Source organism: Methanosarcina sp. WH1, assembly GCF_000970005.1.
Lineage (GTDB): Archaea > Halobacteriota > Methanosarcinia > Methanosarcinales > Methanosarcinaceae > Methanosarcina.
The window spans coordinates 723848-744791 of record NZ_CP009504.1; the positions used below are offsets into that span (position 1 = coordinate 723848).

Annotated in this window: 18 protein-coding genes; 5 read left to right on the plus strand and 13 right to left on the minus strand. The window is 42.7% G+C overall.

Features of this window, described 5'->3' with window-relative positions; translation table 11 throughout:
* Window positions 1-47 precede the first annotated feature (47 nt).
* The 3 genes from purF to MSWH1_RS03245 all read right to left on the minus strand — a co-directional run bounded on the left by purF (window position 48) and on the right by MSWH1_RS03245 (window position 2108).
* Entirely contained in the window at window positions 48-1505 is a 1458-nt protein-coding gene (gene purF / locus MSWH1_RS03240) for an amidophosphoribosyltransferase (protein ID WP_048126049.1), read from the minus strand.
* Window positions 1506-1554: 49 nt separating this feature from the next.
* Window positions 1555-1725 (minus strand): 50S ribosomal protein L37e, encoded by a 171-nt coding sequence (locus MSWH1_RS17825; protein ID WP_082088019.1) that lies wholly within the window; start codon window positions 1723-1725, stop codon window positions 1555-1557.
* Window positions 1726-1889: 164 nt separating this feature from the next.
* Entirely contained in the window at window positions 1890-2108 is a 219-nt protein-coding gene (locus tag MSWH1_RS03245) for an LSm family protein (protein ID WP_011032293.1), read from the minus strand.
* 309 nt (window positions 2109-2417) lie between these two features.
* Here MSWH1_RS03245 and thiD point away from each other — a divergent pair, with 309 nt between their 5' ends.
* Both thiD and MSWH1_RS03255 read left to right on the plus strand, forming a co-directional pair.
* Window positions 2418-3761, plus strand: coding sequence for a bifunctional hydroxymethylpyrimidine kinase/phosphomethylpyrimidine kinase (gene thiD, locus MSWH1_RS03250; protein ID WP_048126053.1), 1344 nt, complete (start codon window positions 2418-2420; stop codon window positions 3759-3761).
* A 186-nt stretch (window positions 3762-3947) separates the two neighbouring features.
* Window positions 3948-5246 (plus strand): TrpB-like pyridoxal phosphate-dependent enzyme, encoded by a 1299-nt coding sequence (locus MSWH1_RS03255; protein ID WP_048126055.1) that lies wholly within the window; start codon window positions 3948-3950, stop codon window positions 5244-5246.
* A gap of 430 nt (window positions 5247-5676) precedes the next feature.
* On the opposite strand, the gene MSWH1_RS03260 is transcribed toward MSWH1_RS03255, so the two are convergent.
* The 7 genes from MSWH1_RS03260 to MSWH1_RS03290 form a co-directional block, all read right to left on the minus strand.
* Window positions 5677-6084 (minus strand): DUF1699 family protein, encoded by a 408-nt coding sequence (locus tag MSWH1_RS03260; protein ID WP_048126058.1) that lies wholly within the window; start codon window positions 6082-6084, stop codon window positions 5677-5679.
* A gap of 501 nt (window positions 6085-6585) precedes the next feature.
* Window positions 6586-6999, minus strand: coding sequence for a DUF1699 family protein (locus MSWH1_RS03265; protein ID WP_048126059.1), 414 nt, complete (start codon window positions 6997-6999; stop codon window positions 6586-6588).
* Between the two features lie 100 nt (window positions 7000-7099).
* On the minus strand, window positions 7100-8401 hold the full coding sequence (gene hisD / locus MSWH1_RS03270) for a histidinol dehydrogenase (protein ID WP_048126062.1): 1302 nt from the start codon (window positions 8399-8401) through the stop codon (window positions 7100-7102).
* A 737-nt stretch (window positions 8402-9138) separates the two neighbouring features.
* Entirely contained in the window at window positions 9139-11331 is a 2193-nt protein-coding gene (locus MSWH1_RS03275; protein ID WP_048126064.1) for an ATP-dependent DNA helicase, read from the minus strand.
* A 163-nt stretch (window positions 11332-11494) separates the two neighbouring features.
* On the minus strand, window positions 11495-13261 hold the full coding sequence (locus MSWH1_RS03280; protein WP_048126066.1) for a ribosome biogenesis/translation initiation ATPase RLI: 1767 nt from the start codon (window positions 13259-13261) through the stop codon (window positions 11495-11497).
* 403 nt (window positions 13262-13664) lie between these two features.
* Window positions 13665-14078 (minus strand): hypothetical protein, encoded by a 414-nt coding sequence (locus tag MSWH1_RS03285; protein WP_231585556.1) that lies wholly within the window; start codon window positions 14076-14078, stop codon window positions 13665-13667.
* A gap of 453 nt (window positions 14079-14531) precedes the next feature.
* A complete protein-coding gene (locus tag MSWH1_RS03290; RefSeq protein WP_048126071.1) occupies window positions 14532-15551 on the minus strand; it encodes an MBL fold metallo-hydrolase in 1020 nt (339 codons plus the stop codon).
* A 170-nt stretch (window positions 15552-15721) separates the two neighbouring features.
* Between MSWH1_RS03290 and MSWH1_RS03295 the strand changes: the two genes are divergently transcribed.
* From MSWH1_RS03295 to MSWH1_RS03305, 3 genes are all read left to right on the plus strand, one after another.
* On the plus strand, window positions 15722-16300 hold the full coding sequence (locus MSWH1_RS03295) for a TetR/AcrR family transcriptional regulator (RefSeq protein WP_048126073.1): 579 nt from the start codon (window positions 15722-15724) through the stop codon (window positions 16298-16300).
* A 96-nt stretch (window positions 16301-16396) separates the two neighbouring features.
* The gene (locus MSWH1_RS03300; RefSeq protein ID WP_048126075.1) at window positions 16397-17242 is read left to right on the plus strand and encodes a DUF1638 domain-containing protein; all 846 of its coding nucleotides are present in this window, start codon (window positions 16397-16399) and stop codon (window positions 17240-17242) included.
* Window positions 17243-17266: 24 nt separating this feature from the next.
* Window positions 17267-18142, plus strand: a complete 876-nt coding sequence (locus tag MSWH1_RS03305; RefSeq protein ID WP_048130196.1) for a DUF1638 domain-containing protein — start codon at window positions 17267-17269, stop codon at window positions 18140-18142.
* A gap of 103 nt (window positions 18143-18245) precedes the next feature.
* Here MSWH1_RS03305 and MSWH1_RS03310 read toward each other — a convergent pair whose 3' ends face one another.
* The 3 genes from MSWH1_RS03310 to cofE form a co-directional block, all read right to left on the minus strand.
* Window positions 18246-18653: a DUF1699 family protein gene (locus MSWH1_RS03310; RefSeq protein WP_048126077.1), complete on the minus strand. Its 408-nt coding sequence runs from the start codon at window positions 18651-18653 to the stop codon at window positions 18246-18248.
* Between the two features lie 823 nt (window positions 18654-19476).
* Complete coding sequence (gene trxA / locus MSWH1_RS03315) at window positions 19477-19743, minus strand: thioredoxin (RefSeq protein WP_048126079.1); 267 nt, start codon at window positions 19741-19743, stop codon at window positions 19477-19479.
* 272 nt (window positions 19744-20015) lie between these two features.
* Window positions 20016-20837 carry a coenzyme F420-0:L-glutamate ligase gene (gene cofE / locus MSWH1_RS03320; RefSeq protein WP_197074018.1) on the minus strand — a complete coding sequence of 274 codons (822 nt, stop codon included), beginning with the start codon at window positions 20835-20837 and terminating at the stop codon, window positions 20016-20018.
* Window positions 20838-20944: the final 107 nt, after the last annotated feature.

The window sequence follows — 20944 nt, forward strand, 5'->3', positions numbered from 1 at the left end:
GAGAATAATAAAGTAAAATAAAGTAAGAAAAGTAAAAGAAGAAATCCTTAGAGGCTGTCTGAGGAGACTACCTGAGAGGAACCTCCGGCCTTACTGAAATCGTCAAGACGGGTTTGTTTTTTCCTGCATTTCTCACCAGGGATTTCTACAGGATACTCACCTGTAAGGCAGCCAACGCACATGTCGTTCTTATCGCACTCAAGAGCTCTCATGAGCCCTTCAATGCTGAGATAACCGAGAGAGTCAGCGTTTATAAGCCCTTCGACCTCTTTTATAGTCTTGTATGAGGCTATAAGTTCCTGCCTGGTTGCCATATCGATCCCGAGATAACAGGGGGCAATAATTGCCGGACTTCCGACCCTTGCATGGACTTCTGAAGCTCCTGCCTTCCTGACCATATCTATGATACGCCTGGATGTAGTGCCGCGGACAATACTGTCGTCGACCAGGACTACACGTTTGCCTTTGACATTATCCTGAATTGCGTTCATCTTGAGCCGAACTGCAGTTTCGCGCAGGTCCTGTCCCGGAAGAATAAATGTGCGCCCTATGTAGCGGTTCTTCATAAGACCTTCCAGGTACATGATTTTGGATTCCCTTGCATAACCGATTGCGGATGTGATTCCCGAGTCAGGGACTGGAGAAACGATATCTGCTTCAACATGATGCTCGCGGGCAAGCTCTCTTCCGATTCTTTCCCTTACCTTGTAGACGAGTTTGCCATCTATGACAGAATCGGGTCTTGCAAAGTAAATGAACTCGAAAACGCAATGTGCCGGATGGGCCTCATTTGTGAGCTGGTAGCTCTCAAAGCTTGAACCCGTGAAGACCATAACCTCGCCGGGCTTGACGTCTCTAATGAGGGTGCCGTTAAGGGTATCGATGGCCACACTTTCCGAAAATACTCCGTATCCACCGTCAACTTCTCCAAAACAGAGAGGCTTGAAACCGAAGGGGTCCCTGACAGCGTACACAACGCCGTTAATGAAGATGACAAGGGAATAAGAGCCAACAAGCTTGCGCATTACGATCCTGATTGACTCTATCGGATTGTGTTTTATAAGTTCTTTCACAAGCAGGTGACCGATAACCTCGGTATCTGAGTCGCTTATAAAAATCCGGCCTTCGTTTTCCAGCTCGTCCTTAAGTTTTCCGGCATTTATCAGATTCCCGTTATGGGCAATGGCAACTGTTCCACCCTTGAAGTTCAGGATAAAAGGCTGACAGTTTTCAATCTTTGACCCGCCAGTCGTGGAGTAGCGGACATGTCCGACTCCTGAGTTTCCGATCAGACGCCCAAGGGAATCCTTGTTGTATACATCAGGCACAAGTCCCATACCCTTGATGGAGAGCGGAGACGTGCCATCATGCACCATTATACCCGTAGATTCCTGTCCTCTATGCTGGAGAGCATACAGAGCGTAGTAAAGCTTGAATGCGACAGTATTTGACTGAGGTCTGTCGCCAGGGAGGATTATGCCTGCAACCCCGCATTCTTCTTTCAATCTTGACCTCCGGTGCAGGTAAAAAATAGAGAAAATTGAAAAGGCAGGCTTAGTACTTGCACTTTGCCTGCCACTTGTAAGTTCTCATGCGGGATGTCTTTCCAAAGCCGCATGAAGTACACTGTTTTGTATGCACGTTTAATGAAACACTACCGCAACGCCTGCATTTGACGTGGGTGCGCTTCTGTCTCTTTCCCATTGATGAAGTACCTTTACTCATTCATAAATCTCCTGATAAAAATCAACTTATTAGTGTGTAATATTCAATAATTTGAAGCGATTTTGTCTTTCTGAATTTATTCTCAGTCATACAGATTCTGTTGCTCACCGAGGTTTAACGTTAATAGATGAAGTAACGTTAATAGATGAAGTGCTTGATATAGATTACGGAGATACGTATACCACGTTGTCACCGCGAATAACAACACTGCTGAATTTACTTACAACTTCTCCTTCTCTTAATTCTTCAGCATTGTCAAGCACGAGATTCATGTGAATATCGTATCCTTTCAGTTCGCCCCTAAATTCACGTGCGCCTTTCAATCTAACGATTACAGGTGTGTCCAGTGCGTTGTTCAAAATATCCAGAGGTCGGTTTGCCATCCTTACAATCCCCTTAAAACATTATAAATCAATTCATTATCTATATCAATATAAATAGTTAATCCAGACTTAAATTGATCGCCGCGCTTAAGTATTTGATTATTTGCATCAAAGTCGCAAATACAATATATAAATGTATCGAAGCAATATGCTCTTTTCAGCTTCCAATATATATATGGCCACAAAATATAAGAAAAATACTCTTTTCAGGGGAAAGATACAATATTACTAAAACACATTCATCCAACACTCTTTTGAATGTTTCTAAAAGTTTTCAAAAAATAAAACCTGCAAAAAAAGAGGAATATAATGATAGGAAACCCCTTAACAGAAACCCCTATTGTGATGACTATTGCAGGCTCGGATTCAGGAGGAGGGGCCGGAATTGCCGCTGACCTGAAGACCTTTGCCGCATTTGGAGTTCACGGTACCTGCGCCATAACTTCCGTAACTGCTCAGAATACGACAGGAGTCCTTAAAACATTTGATCTTGCCCCTGAAGCTGTTGCAAGCCAGATTGAAGCGGTCTGTACGGATATGAATATTAAATGGACAAAGACCGGAATGCTTGCCTCTTCGGAAATTGTAAAGGAGGTTGCAAAGCAGGTAAAAAAGCACAGACTTTCCCTGGTGCTTGACCCTGTCATGGCTGCTGAAGCCGGAGGAGACTTGCTGCGAAAAGAAGCGTTTCTGGTCCTTATCGAAGAACTGCTGCCCCTCTGTAAGGTTACGACCCCAAATGCCTCTGAGGCAGGTGCACTTGCAGGAATTCACGTCAAAACCCCTGAAGATGCAAAACTTGCGGCAAGAAAAATTGCAGACCTTGGAGTTGAAGCCGTTATTGTTACAGGAGGGCACATTGATGCTACTGATCTGCTCTATGAATCCGCGTCTGATAACTTTACCCGCGTCCCCGGAACCTTTGTTAGGGGCGGGACTCACGGCTCGGGCTGCACCTACTCCGCAGCAATGACTGCCTGCCTTGCCTGCGAGGACAGCCTGGAAACCGCTGTCAGGAAGGCAAAGAACTTCGTGGTTCAGGCAATCCAGAGAAGCCTGCCTGTGGGCAGGGGAGTGGATCCTGTAAACCCCCTCGGAAAGACCCTTGAGGAAAAAGAGCGCTACCTTGCCCTGAAGGATATAAAAGAAGCGATTTTGATTCTTACAGACAGCCCTGAGTTTGCAAAGCTCATTCCTGAGGTTGGCTGTAACATAGGGATGGCAATTCCGGGAGCCAGAGATTATGAGGATATTGCGGCTGTGGAAAGCAGGATCGTGAGATACAGGGGAAGGGCAAACCCTGTTGGATGTGTTGACTTTGGAGCCAGCAGGCACGTGGCAGGGATAATACTTGCAGCTCTTCGTGAGAATCCTGACATCAGGGCTGCTGTGAATGTAAAATATTCAGAAGAAGTCCTTGCAGCCTGTGGGGAGATGGGGCTTAACATTTCCTCATTTGACAGGGAAAAAGAGCCTGAAGATATCAGCACCATGGACTGGGGCACTTCTGAAGCAATTAAAGAATACAGAGGGGTGCCTGAAGTAATTTATGATGAAGGGGGGGTTGGAAAAGAGCCTATGGTCAGGCTTCTCGGCCCGGATGCGTTAGAGCTTGCAAAACTTGCAGTGGAACTTGCCAGAAGAGTAGAATAATACCCGTAACATAATTACCGGTGGAAAAGCCGGTACAAGTTTTCTTTTTATATTTCCCATTATTCTAGCGGTTAGTCTCATTTTCGTAAAATATGACGAATAATTTTGTAAGCCAGACCTGCAAACAGACAACATTTATATACATCAAAGTATAATTTTGTACAGAACCATGTGATGGAGATTTCTATGGAACAGACAAAGATTATCCTTGACGAAAATGAAATGCCGACGAAATGGTACAATGTCCTTTCCGACCTTCCCACTCCAATTGATCCGCCTCTGGACCCGAGGACCTGGCAGCCTATAAGTCCGGATGCCCTTGAGCCTATATTCTCAAAGGAACTGATCAGGCAGGAGATGAGCAGTGATCGGTATATTGACATTCCCGAAGAAGTGCTTGATATTTACAGACTCTGGAGGCCAAGTCCCTTATTCAGAGCCCACCGGCTCGAGAAAGTTCTCAAGTCCCCTGCAAAGATCTATTATAAGTACGAAGGAGTTAGTCCCGCAGGCAGCCACAAAACAAATACCTCTATTGCCCAGGCTTACTATAACATGAAGGAGGGCATCGAGAGGCTCACAACCGAGACAGGGGCAGGGCAGTGGGGAAGTGCACTTTCACTTGCCTGCAATTACTTTGACCTCGAATGCAAGGTCTATATGGTCCGTTCCAGTTACTACCAGAAGCCTTATAGAAAATCCCTTATGGCCCTCTGGGGAGGAAATGTTGTGCCTTCCCCAAGCCCGGATACGGAGTTTGGAAGAAAGATCCTGCAGGAGCAGCCTGATACCCCCGGAAGCCTTGGAATTGCAATCAGTGAGGCTGTAGAGGATGCAGTAGCCCGTGAGGATACAAAGTATACCCTTGGAAGTGTGCTTAACCACGTTGTGCTCCACCAGACCATAATCGGTTCAGAGTGCAAAAAGCAGCTCGAGCAGGTAGAAGAATACCCTGATGTTGTTATCGGGTGCTGCGGCGGAGGAAGCAACCTCGGAGGAATCGGACTCGAGTTCATAAAAGACAGGCTTGAAGGAAAACACAACGCAAGAGTGGTCGCAGTCGAACCCTCAGCCTGCCCATCCCTGACGAAAGGAGAGTACAGGTATGACTTCGGAGACACTGCCGAGATGACTCCACTCCTTAAGATGTATACCCTTGGCCACAAGCATATGCCCCCTGCTATCCATGCCGGAGGACTCCGCTACCATGGCGATTCTCCAATCATAAGTAAACTCTGTGCTGAAGGGCTTATTGAAGCTGTTTCATATGACCAATACAATGTTTTTGATGCAGCCATACAGTTTGCCAGGACAGAAGGGATAGCTCCTGCACCTGAATCTGCCCACGCTATCCGCTGTGCAATTGATGAAGCCCTCGCAGCCAAACAGACAGGGGAAGAAAAGACCATTCTCTTCAACCTGAGCGGACACGGGCACTTTGATATGACCTCCTATGACAAATATTTCAGCAGGGAACTTGTCTAAAATAACAGGGATAATAAAGAGCATACAATGAAAAACACACAAAAAAATAAAACCTAAAATACACATGCTAACATGTACAGGCTAAAACATAAAGATTAAAGAGTAGAATAGTACAGGGATGCCTTTCAGGCGTTCTCAATTTTTTAGATTAATTTTTAGATTAATTTTTAGATTAATTTTTAGATTAATTTTTAGATTAATTTTTAGATTAATTTTTAGATTAATTTTTAGATTAACTTTTTTTTAGATTAATTTTTAGATTAATTTTTAGATTAACCGTTTTCCAGATAATGTGTTTTTTAAAAATGTTTCTATGTAGATATCTCCTTGCATTGTGTTACCAGTATGCTGTTAAGTTTTTTCATTCATATACGGTTCGTATTCAGCTGCTGTTATTCGTACACCATAGCTGCACTCCCAATGGAGCTTGTTACTCAAATTGATTTCTGTCCAGGATATAATGGATCATCTTCGGGTTGAGCTTGCTTTCCTTCGTCATTTTTTCAGAGATTTCGTCACCTGGTATTCCTTCTGCTTTCATGTTCCTTATTTTAGTCATTACTGAAGGAGGAACAGTATAATAATCGTTTATGTCCTTTCTGTGGCCCCAGACATCTCCTTCATGCAGGTAGATTTTTTGCATTTTCAGAAACATCTCCATAGACTTCGAAATAGTCCTTTGATATGATTTCGGAAGCTGGACTATTTCGAGCTTAGGACAGGTTTCAACAAGCAGGAAAATATCTTTATTTGAAGGCCTGAACGCAAGGTGAATTACCTTTTCGTTCGGGTTTAAGGAGAGAATTTCATCTCTGGAACTGACAACTCTTATTTTCATACCATTCCCCAGACCCTAGTTAAGTTCAAGAATCAATAAAATTGATTATACGACACTATTTAAATATTTTTCTGTGTTATACTCGAAAAGTTCGTTTTTCTGAGATGATCATATTTGAAATAAGAGGACTTTGAAATGCAAAAATAAAAATTCAGGAGCAAAAATACAGAATTTAAGATACAAAATCTTCTTTAATTTTTTTCACTCAGTTCACTATATATAAAAAAGAAGTTGTGAAAATAATCAATCATTTTCTACGGAATAAATCCAGTCCGAAACTCTTTGATCGTTGAGTTCGTCTGTTAAACGGTTTTTAAAAGAATAAATATAATAACTATACAGGAGATTATTTTAAGAAGAGAAGTCCAAAATACATGGAAAACTTTTTAAGACAGAGTCTTAAAAAGTTGACTGCCCCTTCAAAGAAATTATCTTTCACAACAAACTAAAAATCGATTTGTCCCGAAAGGTCATGGTTGAAAGGGCAGATGAATCCATATCTCAGGAAAATTCCATGTTTCTTTTGCTCAGGATATAAAGGATCATGTCAGAATTCAGTTTGCTTTCCCTCGAAAGCTTTTCGGCAATTATCTCATTTGAGAATCTGTCGGCTTTTAATTCCTGAATTTTCTCCAGAACATTCTGAGAAACGTTGTAGTATTCGTTTATGTCTTTCCGGTGTCCCCACACATCCCCTTCAAGGAGGTTTATCTTCTGCATTTCCAGGAACATCTCTATTGACTTTGAAACAGTCCTTCTGTAAGATTTAGGAAGCTGTATGGCTTCAATTTTAGGACATGTTTCGGCAAGCATGAATACATCCCTGTTAGACGGCCTGAAAGCAAGGTGGATAACCTTCTCATTCGGGTTTAGGGTAGGAATTTCCTCCCGTGAACTAACCACTCTGATTTTCATATTAATCCCCACTCTGTATTTATGAAAAATTTGTATTTATTTAAATATCAAATTTTATTTACGCATTTACGTTTTATATACATATCGACTAGCAGAAATATTATTTAGAGGGTTTGTACCCGAAACGAGTTCTAATAGCATCAGCATGTGCCTGCAGACCTTCTTCCTCAGCTAATGCGATTATAGTTTCTTTCAAACTTTCAAGCCCACTCTTGCTGATTTTCTGGATACTGGAGTATTTAAGGAAGTGGTTGATATTCAGGCCGGAATAAATCCTGGCATATCCTGCCGTAGGAAGCACATGATTGGTACCGGAGGCATAGTCTCCAACTGGAACAGGAGCATAGTTCCCTATAAAAATAGATCCGGCATTTTTGATTCTGTCAAGTACGAAATCGGAATCTTCAACCATAATTTCCAGGTGTTCGGGGGCGAATTTATTGCTGAAGTCAATGCCCTGCTCAAGAGACTCTGCAGTCAGGACTGCCGCATTTTCAAGAGAAGCTTTCACGATCTCACTTCTTTCAGTATTTTCGGCTTGCCCGAGTACCTCTTTCCTTACAGCTTCTGCGAGAGTTTCTGAAGTTGTCACAAGCACAGAAACTGCGCTTGGGTCGTGTTCTGCCTGAGCTATTATATCCGAGGCAGTCATGACAGCATCGGCTGAATCATCTGCTAAAATAAGAACTTCACTCGGACCTGCCGGGAAGTCAATCTCGGCAACATTCCTCACCTGCATTTTGGCAGAAGTCACAAAAACGTTCCCAGGGCCTACGATTTTGTCCACCTTCGGGACCGTTTCGGTTCCGTAAGCCATTGCTCCTATTGCCTGCACACCTCCAAGCTTGAAGACCTTATCTGCCCCTGCAACTTTCGCTGCAGCAAGCGTAAGAGGATGTACAGAACCATCTGCATTCGGAGGAGTACATACGATTACCTGCTCAACTCCTGCAACCCTGGCAGGGATTACTGTCATCAGCACTGTTGAAGGATAGGAAGCTCTGCCTCCCGGAGCATAGGCACCCACACTTTCAAGGGGTGTTGCCTTCTGCCCCAGAATAACCCCCGGCTGAAGTTCCATAAACCAGGTAGTTTCAGGCATCTGAGCTTCGTGGAAAGCTCTGATGTTTGCAGCTGCGGTTTTAAGGTGTCCCATAAGTTCAGGACCGATACCTGACAGAGCTTCTTTAAACTCTGCCTTACTTACCTCAAAATCGGCAAGCTCAACTTTATCAAACTTCTTTGTATACTCCTTGAGTGCAGAATCTCCCCTCATGCGCACATCAGAAAGTACGGAGGAAACAGTTTCCTCTACATCTGCAAGCCCGGACCCCCGGGAAAGTAATTTCTGCATTTCAGCTTCTGAAACATCAGACAATTTTTTGAATAACATTGTGACCATCTCTGAGATTACCTGGTAAAACCTGATCCAATTGATCTGATAAGTTTGGTATAAGTGTGGTATAAATTGATGCAATCTGACCTAATTTGATATAATCTGATATAATCTGATTCCATTAAATCCCTGATCTCATTTAATATTTTACCCTCTGCTCAGATCTAAAAGAGATGAAAAGTAAGTATTCTGTCCTGTACAATCATATTCTATACTGAGTCGTTCTTTTCACGCTCGACGCAGGAGAGCGGTCTTTCCCAAAAAGACGGATAGAAGACAAATCCAAAAAGACGGATAGAAGACGAAATAAGAGATAAGCCTGAAAGTAAAAACTATCGAAGAAGCCATAACACAAACAAAAAAACGAACAGATCAAATTCTGCCTGAAAAATACTTTTTTTGAGTTTTTTTCATTCGAACTTCTTTTTCCTGCTTTTTTTGTAGGACCGCCAGACAAGCTGGTGGAAGCGCTTATATTTTCCATACTTTAAAAACAGTTTCCAGGCTTAAGGTAACTATTCTCTCAATTCAGGGGGCATTTCTTCAGTACATATATCTCATAATTGCAGTGTCATTTTGCAGGTCACCTTTTTCTTGCGGGCAGGTCGACCCCATTTCCGGGCAGTGTAAGGGGAGAAAACTGAGAGATTGAATCTTTGGATTCCGGATGAGACAAAACGATTACTCAGGGACGCTAGGAATTGAAATCTAAAAAAGGAAAGATCAATGATCATCGAGACAAATCAAAAATCGTTGATCGTCCTCTGTCTTTCCGGGGAACTTTTTTCAAAAGACTTGGTGTCAGGGATTTCAGGCACTGTATCTCTTCTTCCGATCTGCTTGAAGATCCTTTCAGCAATCTTCGGCCCTACAAGAGCAGCCACCTGTTCAGGAGAAGCCCCTGCAAGATCTGCTGTGGATTTGAAACCTGCCTCATAAAGTTTCCTTGCCCTTACACGTCCGATGCTCCTGATATCGAGCAGCTCTATCAGTTCAGGACCTGCCCCGTAATGGATCCTCTTTTCAAGCTCTGCAGCTTCTTTTGCCCCTTTTAGGTCAAGGAGTCGGGCAAGCTGGGTGGTCACGTGCATGATCCACTCGGCAATGTCTGCACTTGCGTGGATGTCTCCTTCTCCTATATTGAATTTTAAACAGAGCTCATTTTCAGGCTTTTCATGGATCCAGTCCATCAGCAGTAGAGAGGTCTTTACCTCGCTCAGGAACCACTCGTATTCGACAACATTGAAGGGGCTAGGAACCTTTGAGAACTCTTCGGCATGCGCCATTACGTAATCATTGATGTTCTGGTAGTCCTGGCTCCGCATATACATAAGGCGCATATCGGGCGTGCTGCAGACCAGATGCAGGAGAGTAAGCTCGGTAAGAGTTCCGGCTCCTCTTAAGCCCTTTGCAATAAGGGCTGCAGAAAGGGGGTCAATATAGAGCCTGGAAACAAGTTTTCCGAAACTCGTGGAAATAAGGGAATCGGGATCCTGCTCAAGCATTCCCTCCTGCCGTAAAAAGTTCAGGCATTCGTCTACAACCATGGAGAGCCCGAAATTTGAGTATTGGAATGCGAAAAAAGTCGCCTCCAGAAAATCCATAAGTTCTTCCTTTGTCCGGGCAAACCCATTCGAGACCGTTGAAAGCACATGCGTCCTGAGAGCGTTTTCCGTCCCGAGCTTGGACCAGATATCTTCGGCTCCGGCTTCAATATATTTCTCAAAAAGGAAAACTAGTTCCTCGTACGATTTTGCAAGCAGTACAGCTTCCCCATAAGGGTCAAGCCTCGGCCTTCCGGCTCTTCCTGCCATCTGCTTGTATTCGAGCACCGGGATAGGCTGCATTCCTGAATCAGAAGAATAACGTCGATAACTCCTTATAATTACACGCCTGGCAGGCAGGTTCAGCCCTGCTGCAAGGGTTGGGGTACTTGAGATAAGCTTTATGCGCCCATCCCGAAAGCCGGCTTCTACAAGTTCCCTTAGAGGAGAGGTAAGGCCTGCGTGGTGAAATGCCGTTCCTGAACGGACACAGGTTGCAAGAACTGAAGAGGTATCGGTTTCGCTGTTTTCCAGAATCTCATCTGCAATCCCTGCAAGAGCTTCCTTCTCTAATGAGGAAAGAGTCTTTTTGACTGCAGAGGTTGCTTTCTTTGCAAAACCCATGCAGTTTTTCCGGCTGCTTTCGAAAACAAGGCACTGGCCACCTTCCTTTATGGTATCGAGTACAAGGTTTATGGCTTCATCCTTTGTGGGCTGTTCAACAGATTTTTCCCTGTCCCTGCAAAAAAAAGTCCCATTAAACAGCACCCCTTCCATAAGTTCGGTGGGCCTCCACTTGCTTTCCACAAGTTCGGCATCGAGCCAGGCTGCAAGCTCATCGGCATTCCCCACTGTTGCCGAAAGGGCAAGGATCTGGCAGGAAGGGTTCATTTTCCGGAGCTTGGCCAGAGTGACTTCAAGGGTGGGTCCCCTGTCCGCAGAATCGATAAGATGGACTTCATCTGCCACAACAACCGAGATCTCTTGCATCCAGGCAGTCTCGTTCCTGAGCAGAGAATCGGTTTTTTCCGATGTGGCTACAATGATGTCGTTTATACCGATTCTTTCATCTCGCCGGTCATAATCCCCTGTTGAGATCCCGACCCTGATACCCAGTTCGGAGAACTCCTGAAACCGCCTGAACTTCTCCGAAGCCAGAGCTCTCAGGGGCACGATATAGAGGGCTTTTCCTCCGGCAAGCACGGACTTCAACATTGCAAGCTCTGCAAGCAGAGTCTTTCCTGAAGCCGTAGGGATTGCAGCAAGCAGGTTTTTCCCTTCAAGCAGTCCCTTTTCAACAGCCTCTGCCTGAGGTGGATAAAGTTCAAGAATCCCGGAGTTTTCATAAAAGTGCTTTACTTCAACGGGCAGGTCGAGACTTTCTATCTTCATTGAAAACCAGTGACTCACACATTAGATAAAAAACTATTTTGAAACCAAGATGCCAGCGACTAAAAACTGCTTTCTTGCAAAAGGTTGAGGTTTCCTTTTAAGGGAACCCCGGAGTTTTTCAGAATATTCTCTTCAGAATATTTAGTGGAAAATCTGAAAAAACTCATTCTTTTGCAGAATAATAGTAGTTTCCGCTTTCCTTCTGCTCCCGGTCAAGCCGTGAGTCAAGGTTGTTTACGCGAGGGCGCCTCGTCTCTTCATCCCTGCGGAAGGTGATGCCGAGGTTTTTCAAGAACTTGTTCATGCCGCTTTCCATACTGAACGGGCCGTGAGCTTCACCGTAGATAGAGGGCTTGCCTTCAAAAACAAGGAGACGCTGGCTGAGTAGATCGATCATATATATGTCGTGGTCAACGACCATAGCCGTTTTCTGGTTGTTTTCGGCAAAGCGGTTGATGACTCTGGTGACCATGGAACGCTGTTCCACATCAAGGTGGGCACTTGGCTCGTCCAGGATATAGAGGTCTGCTTCCTGAGAAAGGCAGGCAGCAATTGCTACTCTCTGCAGTTCTCCGCCACTTAGGTCGATAAGCAGGCTGTCATAGATCTTCTCAAGCTGGAGAGGGTTCGAGATCTCAACCTCATAATAACTGGTCCCAAACCGCTTTGAAATGCCTCTCAGGAAGTCCTGAACGCTAACAGGAGTGTCTGCTTTAATATACTGGGGCTTGTAGGAGATTTTGACCTCGATTCCAGGGTCTCCTTCCTCTGGCTCGATTTCTCCTGCCAGGACTTTTACGAAAGTTGACTTTCCTATTCCGTTAGGGCCAACTATCCCGAGCACTTCTCCCTCACGCAGGTTTCCACCTGTTGCTTTGAGAGAAAAACCGTCGCCGTACTTCTTTGAAAAGCTGTTGAAAGAAACCGTGGACTTAAACTGGGCATCCTCTTTTGGAGGATGGACCTCGAACTTGATGGCTTCAGGCCGGATCCTGATGTTTTCTTCAGGGAGGTAGCCTTTAAGGTACTGGTTGATCCCGACCCGCACACTTTTCGGGAGAGTGACCACACCAAACCCTGCAGGTTCGCCATAGGCGATGTGAATTACGTCTGTAAGCATATCCAGGACTGCAAGGTCGTGCTCGACCACAAGCACTGCCCTGTCCTTTGAAATTTCCTGGACAAGGCGGGCTACGTTAATCCTCTGGTAGATATCGAGGTAGGGGCTTATTTCATCAAAGAAATAGAACTGGGCATCCCTTGCCGCACAGGCTGCAATTGCAACCCTCTGTAGTTCCCCACCACTTAATTCCGAGATTTTTCTCTCGACTACACCTCTCAGGTCAAGATAATCGATAAGCTCGTCCATAACCCCTCTTTCATCGGTTTTTTCAAGCAGCTCTGAGGTCTTGCCTTTGAAAGCTTTGGGGATCAGGTCAACGTACTGAGGTTTCTGGGAAACCTTTACCTTTCCATCCACAACTGCTTTGAAATAATCATGAAGTGTCGTGCCGGCATAGTGTTCGAGTACTGTATCCCAGTCGCCTTTCGCCTGCCCAAAATTGGGGACCAGGGTTCCGGAAAGGATCTGGACAGATGTACTTTTCCCTATCCCGTTCGGACCCAGAATACCGGTTACCTTTCCTGTCCTCGGCACAGGAAGCCCGAAAAGGGCAAAACCGTTTGTCCCGTACCTGTGAGTGGGTTCCGTAAGGGCTTCGGGAAGCCCAATAATCATGATGGCATTGAAAGGGCATTTGTTAACGCATATTCCGCAGCCCACACAAAGTTCCTCGGAGATGACCGGCTTTCCATCGGCCTCAAAAACAATGGTTTCGTCTCCTGTCCTGACTCTGGGACAGTACTTTTCGCACTCCTTGCTGCACCTTCTGGGCTGGCACCTGTCTTTGTTAATTATAGCTAATCTCATAATAGTCCCCGGAATTTACGTTTTTTGATTGTTTAAAGTATAAATAAATTAGGCAATATGGGTTCATTCATGTAAGTTATTTGTGTAAGTTGTATGAGTTCAATAATGTGGTATTGTTATCTGATTTATATTGTGCAGTTATCTGATTTTTGTAATGATAATAAGTATCAAAGTTATACCACATATAAAGCCGTCAAGCATCTACAGCATTTCTCGGTTATGAAATGCCTGCCCTGGTATATGAACCGTTGGGATGTTGCAGGTATGAAATACCATATTAATAAAAAATATTATTATGTCTGAGTACATAAGTGAAAATAAAGGTTAAAACCGATAGCAAAAGAGCCGGGATAAAAAGGCCCTCTTTAGAAAAAGCCTTTTTTGAAACCCAGGAAAGAGTTTTTCAATTCAGGAGCAGTGTCCATGTAACAAGGAAGAAGTCTACAACTATGAACTCTACGAAAATCCAGTCTTTAGCCTTGAATTCCTTAGTATCTATCTTAATCATAGGGTAAAGAATCCTCTGGATATAATATGTGATTCCTATAACGATCACGAGTATGGCATACCAGATCCGGTCTTCGCCTGCCCCATACTGGCTGAACATTACAACCCCGGAGATTATTCCAAGTATTGAAGATACAATTGTTTTTATAATGCCTTCTCTGTGAGCTTTCTGCTTTTCTTCGGGGGTCTTTTGCTTGATAAGGATTTTTTTTTCGGGAGCCTCAACAATTTCTGGGACACTTTCTACGGAAGCCTCGGAAACTTTTGCGAGTTCCTTTCTGGCTTTTGACTTTGGGGTTTGTTTACTCAACCTGCATTCTCTCCTGAACAGCAATTCTCTTTCCTGGGAATATAGTATTAATTAAAAGTTTAAAATGATTAAAAATGGGATTATAGATTTCAATGATAATATTTGATTCGGTGATATTAGTTAAATTAGTTCAAATTTGATTCATTGATATTATTAGTTAAATTAGTTCAAATTTGATTCATTGATATTATTAGTTAAATTAGTTCAATTAGGGTTTATTAAATTAGAGTTACATTTGACCCCGTGTACCTAATAATTGGATCTAGACTTACATAAATAGATTTGAAAATAAATTATCAGGTGGTGACTCAAACTGTTAGACCGGATTATCAGCCCGGTGTCTGAAGTTTGAATTGAAACCTGTCAGACCGGAGTTATCAAATTAAAGTATCAGATTTAAATCATCATATTTAAATATTTAGACCTTTATTATTAGGGCCGGGTTTCAGGGATTTAAATAAATTCATTGCTTAAAACATTACCGATCTGATCTATAGATATCGAATCGATCCCTATTGAATTTAAATGTTTTGAAAATTTTGAAGGCCTGTCTCCTCCGGGATGGTAAACAAGAGTGACTTCGGGATTAAGCTTTCGGACCATATCCTCAAGCCCGCACGCATCAAGGTGGTCACTTATCTTGATAATAGGATACGGATAATCAGCCCGGCAACTCAACACATACTTTTTCACATTCCACGGGAGCTTGTTAAGATTCCAGGGAGCCACCACGAAAACGTCATCCTCATTTCCGGAGTCAAGCCCTGCAAGTTCTCCTGCGTCTTCAAGCATGCTCCGCGTAAGCACCCTGGTCCGGGTTCCCATCCGAATTGTGCCATCGTACCCGAAGCCTCTTATTAGTTCAACAGCACGCTGGGTTTTTCCGAACTCATATGCTCCGAAGGCAACAGGTCCGCTCTCAAAAAGGGCGCATTTCATGCGGTCAAGGTCATCAGCAAAATGACAGGACGGGTCTTTAGGGTCTCCGTAGTTAGCTTCAGTTATAAGGACATCGCAGGGAGGAAGCTTGCTGGCATCCTTGACATCTCCTGTGACCAGGATTCTTGTTCCTACATCGTTTTCCCAGTAAAAAGCCGCGGCGCCAACAGTGTGTTCCGTAGGGCAAGTCCTTACCTTCACCCCTTCGACTTCAATTTCATCCCCTAGCCTGCACATGCTGCCCGCATATTTTTTGTCGTGCCTGATTTCAAGAGCAGTTGCTGTTTTTTCCGTACAGACCGCCCGCGGAGAGAGCATAGCAGATTTTCCGTGATGATCGGAATGGGCATGGGTAATCAGGTAAGCATCGGGCTGGGGGCACTTTCCCAGAGTCCGGGTCGTATCAATAGAAAAAGTACGTAAATCTCCTTCATTGTCCCTGAAACGGAGTGAGACATGGGGTTTAAAGGTTCCTCGGGAATTGCGCTGCCTGAGCGCGAGCACTCCAAGGTCAATTAATTTTTTAGAAATCACGCCAATCTCTGAGGAGATACTACTTAAGGTATTTAAGATTAGGGAAAACAAGTAAATTGGTGGTCTATATTTATCCAGTAATCGGAATAGGCTTATCTAGTAAATCAAGAAACTAACCTTTATATGAGTGTGTACCCCTTAGTTACTTACTGATAAGTAAGTGTTCTGTTATGAAAGAGATGAACGAAACCAATCAACAGATACTCCATTATGCAGGGAACTTTTTGCAGTGTCGGGGTTATAATGGATTCAGTTATAGAGACATTTCCCGGAAACTGGGCATAAAGAATGCGGCAATCCATCACTATTATCCCCAAAAAGAAGATCTGGTTGCAACCTTTCTGGAGGTCAGCAGGCAGAAATTTACTGCAAATATTGCTCAAATAGTGGAATCGGGAGGTTCAGCCCGTGAGCAGCTTCAATATTATTTTGATTATGCCCTGAAAGAATTTGATGAAGGCAAAAGTATCTGTCCACCAGGTTCGTTGATGCTTGATTTTGAAGAACTTCCGGAAAAGGTAAAAAAGCAGCATCTTCTGTTACTGGATGAGATCCTGAACTGGCTTTCCAGAGTTCTGAAAACCGGTCTGGAGCAGGGAGAGTTAAATTTCTCAGATCCTGTGGAGGTACGTGCGGATGCGATATTTGAAACCTTACTGGGTGCCAGGCAATTATCCAGCATTAAGGGAAGGAAAACGCTTGTCAGATCAATTGCTCTAATAAAATCCGATCTTGGGTGGAGGGATTGATTTTTACGGAAGGGTTGATTTTTCTCGAACTGCGACTTACTTATATGTAAGTAAGTAAAATGTATTTATATACTGATTTTATAGAGGAGAAATTTGATGCCTATTATGAGTATTCTTTCATGCAAGATAATGCAGGACGAGATTGTCTGGATTCTTGAAAATGACTCTGCGATTGATGAGGTTATTGTAGTTGAAAATGAAAACATCCGGGAATTCAAAGGAAAACTAAAAAAAGTAAACATTCAGCACAAAATACTCCCCATTGAGAATATCCCTTTACTTTCTGACATAAATAATAAACATGAGAAAAAAAGTAAATGTGAAAAATATACGGTTCTGGTCTACCTGATGGAACTGGGTCTGCATAAAAACCCAAAAGATTTGAAAAACAAGGTATATGAGAACATAGATACCCTTGCCCCATTCTCTTCAGGGATTCTGGTTTTTTACGGCTTATGTGGAAATGTGCTTGGAGATATCGAAACAGACTTTGAAAGAAATTCATTCCCATGCCCTGTTCGTATCCTTAAAGACAGAAAGAACAGAATAGTAGACGACTGCATAGGAGCGACTGTGGGAGGAATGGATAACTACCTGAGGTTACTCAAAAGTGTTGGTGATGCTGGAACGTATCTTTTTACTCCAATGTACAGTAAGGGCTGGAGAGAGTTTATTGAACTGGATAAGCTGCACAAAGACCCGGATAAAGCCTTGAAAATGATGAAAAAAACCCATGAAATGATTGGCTATAAGAGGGTTGCAAAAATTAATACCGGGCTTGAATACACTGAAAATTTCGATGACGCTATTAGAGAATTTGCAGAACTTTTTGATTTTGAAATACTGGAATTTAATAATGGCAACCAGGAAATTTTCGAAGATTGTTACGGGAAAATGAAAGTGGAAATCGGAATAATGAAAATGGAAATTAAGAATAAATAACGGAACATGAGAGATGGTTCACTGATGCCTGTACTGAGCATAATTGCTTGTGAAATGCTTGAGGACGAACTTGTTTATGTCCTCTCAAAAGACCTGAATGCAGTACGATTAATCACAGTTGAAAACAGGCAATGTTTCAGGTTTATTCGAAAGCTTAAATCCAGAAATTGCCAGGTCAGGCTTTTTCCTCCTGACAGGATATCTTTTTTCACAAAACAGATGAATCGTCCCGAATCCAGGAAATGTCCTGATTTTCTATTGAAGCTTCCACTTTTAGGGAAAATACATGAGAATATGAAGGGAAAGAACAGAAAAACAATCACCGTAGTGGTAAACATTCTGAAGCTTGGCCTGCATGCAGATTGTGACCTTTTAAAGTCTGAAATCTACCGAAATATGAAGGAAATGGCAGACTTTTCAGATGGAATTCTTATATTTTATGGGAATTGCGGACGCCCGTTAAGGAGCCTGGAAGCTGAGTTCAAAGATTTTGATTGCCCTCTATATTTTCTCGAAGATGAAAAAGGAGAAATTGTGGATGACTGTATCAGCGTAGCTCTTGGGGGCAACGATAATTATGCTGAGGTTATGCAGAGTGGAAACGGCACAGGTATGATATACCTTACCCCTATGTGGGCCTCCGGCTGGACAGAAATGAAAAAAGAATCATTAGGTACTTCTGACGTAGATATACATTTTTTAAAAAGTCCTTTGTATAAAAACGTTGTTAAAATCAGTAATGAAATCTCCAGAGGAGAAGAATTCGACAAAAATGTCTCTCATTTTGCCCGGATTTTTGATATGAGTATTATTGAAAGGGAAGGCAGTATGGAAATTGCAAGGAAGTCCTACCTGAATGCCAGGAACAATATCTGCAAAAAATTACCCAATTATCCTTAAAAAGAAGAGTTAAACTGGAGATTATATATAATATAAATGTGGAATCGACAAACTGTACACTCTAATCTCCAGCAAAGCCTTAAGGGCATGCTCCAAAAGAAAATCAGGCAGTAGTTTCCTTATCCAGGATATAACTGACCATTTCAGGGTTCAACTTGCTTTCCCTTGAAATCTTTTTCTCAATCTCCTCAGTGGTTTTACCTTCGATTTTCATTTCTTTAATCTTTTCAATCACTGAGATTGGAATGCTGTAGTATTCGTTAATGTCTTTCCGGTGCCCCCAGACATCTCCTTCGATGAGCTGGATTCTCTGCATCTCAAGGAACATTTCTATGGACTTTGAGACTGTACGCATGTAAGATTTAGGTAACTGAATTACCTCAATCTTTGGGCAGGTTTCAACCAATCCAAAAATGTCCTTGTTAGAAGGTCTGAAAGCCAGGTGAACAATACGTTCATTCGGATTAAGTGTAAAGATTTCTTCTCTTGAACTAACTACTCTTATTCTCATGTTTTTCCCCCACTGTAAAGTTGTTTTATGTTTTAAGTTGTTGTATGTTTTTACTATATTAGAAAGTACTTGCACTCATTATAAATAGTTATCTCATTGAACTAACATTATTTTAGTAGTTTATTTGGAATTCTACTTTTATTAGGCACCGGAAAAATAACTTTAAAAAGCTTTAAAAAAGATTAAAGTCGCTTATTACAGGTAGATTTTTTGTTTTGACATCAGTTTTTGCCGTTTTTCATTACAAAAATATTTTCAAACACTACTTGAATTCTTCTGATCTTTGAGCTCCTGAGTTATTAATTTTAGCTTGAAGTTTAACTGAAATTTTGTTGAAAAAAGGAAAAATTAAACTCCAATCAGGATTGGTAAAAAATCTATTGAGTTCAGTGCCTTAAATAGAAAAACTCTTGGAGAAATAGTGAGAAAAATCGTTCAGGAATAAAAATTTAAAGACAGTAATTCAGGAATAAATATTCAAGAATAAAAATTTAAAGACAGTAATTCAGGAATAAATATTCAGGAATAAAAATTTAAAGACAGTAATTCAGGAATAAATATTCAGGAATAAAAATTTAAAGATAGTAATTCAGGAATAAATATTCAGGAATAAAAATTTAAAGATAGTAATTCAGGAATAAATATTCAGGAATAAAAATTTAAAGATAATAATTCAGGAATAATTATTCAGGAATAAAACTTCAAAAATAATAATTCAGGAATAAAAACCTCCGGTTGAAGAGGTTGTAAAAGAAATCTTCTAAAAATTTGTGCGCCCTCAGGTTCCCCGAACCAGGGCGGCTTTTTTCCAGAAATACAGAGGTCAGAGAATTTTATCGAGTTCAGATGCCAGTACACTGCCCTGGGTTACACCCATAAAGCGCTTTACTTCAGTCCCATCCTTCTCAATGATCAGGGTCGGGACAGCGTGTATGCTGTACTTTGAGGCAAGCTCCTGGTTTTCATCTACATCGACAACCTTGAACTCTACCTTATCCCCGTACTTTTTCTCGAGCTCTTCAAGAATAGGTTTTTGCATTCTGCAAGGTCCACACCATGTTGCGGAAAAGTCCAATAACAACGGTTTCATAAAATCACCTGCAATACTTGAAACGACTGAGACTTTTACTGTTTTTGGTTTATCTATTCCAGTCAGCGTGCAGAGGAATTGTATATGCGTCCGTACGGCACGGCTGCTAAACCCCAATCCTGAATGATTGATTGACATGAAGGTGGAATTACCGGACACAGGATCGGGACTCAATTTATTGTATATATTATCGCCGAGAATATATAACGCTTATCTCAGTCCTGCGGGCTTGTATTTAAACGTATTCCGAAAAGGGAGTTATAGCAAGCTTTTTATTGATTCCCTGTTTCCGGATTCTCTTTTTCCGGATCATTGTTCTGGCCCCTGATGATGTTGCCGAAATACATACACCCTTCCATTGAGATTGTTGGCATCTCCGGAGACTCATCTGCCATTTTTACCGGAGCGCCCCGGATTAGCACGCAGGGAACCCTTTCTCCGGCTTCTCCCATAAGGATTTCGGCAGCTGAAACCAGGTTATCCGCCGCTGCTTTGTAAGTCAGGCGGAGGGGCTTTCCGTAAATATCAAAAGCGCCCCTTGCATCCTCCACAGGCACAAAGCCTGATACTCCGAGTGCAATCCCCGTGCAGCCTAACCGCAGGGGCTGAGTTCTGCTGTCCCCTATAATAACTCCCAGTCTGCAGGAGTAACGCTGCTCAAGCCTTTTCCGGATGTTTTCGGAGCTTTTTCTAGGGTCTACCGGAAGCAGGACTACATAGCCGTCAGGGGCATTTGAAGCATCTATTCCAGCATTGGGAGAAAGGATGCCCTTTGTAATCGTAAGTGCGGCTCCGGGGACGCCCCCAAAGAGCTCATCACATTCCTGAAGCACAAGCTCCATTTCTCTCGGGTCTATCCCGTATTTTTCCCCGAGGGATAATGCTTTTTCCCCAGGACTGATGCTGGCAAGTTCGATGATTCTTTTTTCCGCTGTGGCAACAGCCGACTCAGCCAGCACAAAAACATCCCCGTCAACTGGAATAATGCCAGTGTCCTGCAGTGCAACTTCAAGGGTCTGCACGATGTCATCCCCTGCTCTGATGATAGGGGTCTTAATCCCAAACATCTGGATGGAAGTGATTTCTGGACTCATTTTGATGCCTTTAAAAAACTGTGATTAATCTCGATTTTCGGAAACGTAAAATCAATATAGATAGAATCAAACCGTAAAATACCGAAAGGTATTGATAAATGTATCCA